Annotated in this window: 1 protein-coding gene; it reads left to right on the forward strand. The window is 54.0% G+C overall.

Annotation, left to right across the window (positions count from 1 at the left end; genetic code table 11):
• Positions 1-242: 242 nt before the first annotated feature.
• Positions 243-1,610, forward strand: coding sequence for an IS1182 family transposase (locus KNP64_RS14650; RefSeq protein ID WP_214794160.1), 1,368 nt, complete (start codon positions 243-245; stop codon positions 1,608-1,610).
• The last annotated feature ends 88 nt before the right edge of the window (positions 1,611-1,698 follow it).

Consider the following 1,698-nt stretch of genomic DNA (forward strand, 5'->3'; position numbering starts at 1 on the left):
TCAGACTGTAGACAAAACATTGTCTGCAGTCTTTTTTATTTGCCCGACCGGGCACAGCTCGCTTTTCTGGGGGCAAGCAGGGAGCCGCATCGCGACTTTGTCGCTGCTGGGTCTCCCTTTGCTTGCTAATCCCCTGGAAGTCTCGCCGTGCCCGCAGTCGGCCCACGCATCAATCCCTCTTTTCGTACCGTCGTCGCTTTTTTATAATGAGAGATATAGAAACAATTATGGAGGCGAATCGGATGATCAGGAAATCAACAGAATCGGAAACCAATCGGACACAACTGGAGATGGTCACGCTCGACGAGCTTGTGCCAGCGGACCATCTGGTCCGAAAAATCGAGGCGGTGATCGACTTTGAGTTCATCTATCCGCTCGTGGAGGACTTATATTCTGAGGACCGTGGCCGGCCAAGCGTCGACCCTGTCGTCCTGATCAAGATGGCCTTCCTTCAGTACCTGTTCGGTATCCGATCCATGCGACAGACAATTCGTGAGATCGAGACGAACGTCGCATACCGTTGGTTTCTCGGGTTCGGATTCACGGACAAGGTGCCACATTTCTCGACGTTCGGGAAGAACTATGTGCGTCGGTTTCAGTACACGAGCTTATTCGACGACATCTTCTATCATATCCTTGAACAGGCTGCGGACGCAGGGTTCATCGATCGCGCCGTCCTATTCGTAGACTCGACACACGTCAAAGCGAACGCAAACAAGCGGAAGCTCGTCAAGAAGACCGTCCGGCAAGAGGTGAAACACTATCAGGAACAACTCGATGCCGAGGTCGAGCGAGACCGCGAAGAAAGTGGAAAGAAGCCCTTAGGGCCAAAAAAGAATCAGGCGGAGGAGACGAAGGAAATCAAGGTCAGCACGACAGACCCTGAGAGTGGATATTACGTAAAAGGTGAGCGTGAGAAGCAGTTCGCTTACTCTGTCCATGCGGCGAGCGACGCCCATGGGTTCGTGCTCGGTGCTATCGTCACACCGGGTAACGTGCACGATAGTGTAGCGTTCCCCGATCTGCTCGACAAGGTCTCCGACCGCCTGATTCAACCGTTCGCCGTCGCTGCCGACTCCGCCTATAAAAATCCGGCCATTGCCAAGCTGCTGATTGACCGTGGGATCCTGCCGGTCTTCCCATACACTCGCCCGAAGGGTAAGAAGGGCGCCTTCAAGACCAAGGATTTCATCTACGACGAGCACCATGACGTCTACATCTGCCCAAACAACGAGTTATTAACGTACAGTACGACGATGCGCGAGGGGAAACGCAAGTACGTCTCGAATCCCGCGGTTTGTGTGAACTGCCCGCTGCTCGAGCAGTGCACGAAGAGCCAGAAGCACCAGCGGATAATCGAGCGACACCTCTGGCAACCCTATATGGACGAGGTCGAAGACCTCCGCCACACGGAATTGAACCGCAACATCTATGACCGTCGTAAACAGACGGTCGAGCGCGTGTTCGCGGACGCAAAAGAGAAGCATGGCATGCGTTGGACCCGTTATCGGGGACTTGAAAAAGTTTCAATGCAGGCGATGCTTACTTTTGCTGCCCTCAATCTCAAGAAGATGGCGGGCTGGGCATGGAAGAACGCCCAGCCCGCCTGAAAAGGGGCTCGGGCAGAGCGCCTAAAGGCCCGAAAACGACAAAGTCACGTTTCAGTTCGCCTGAAACGTGACTTTGTCTACAATCTGA

It is taken from the genome of Exiguobacterium sp. s64, from assembly GCF_018618035.1.
In the GTDB taxonomy this organism is placed as follows: domain Bacteria; phylum Bacillota; class Bacilli; order Exiguobacteriales; family Exiguobacteriaceae; genus Exiguobacterium; species Exiguobacterium mexicanum_A.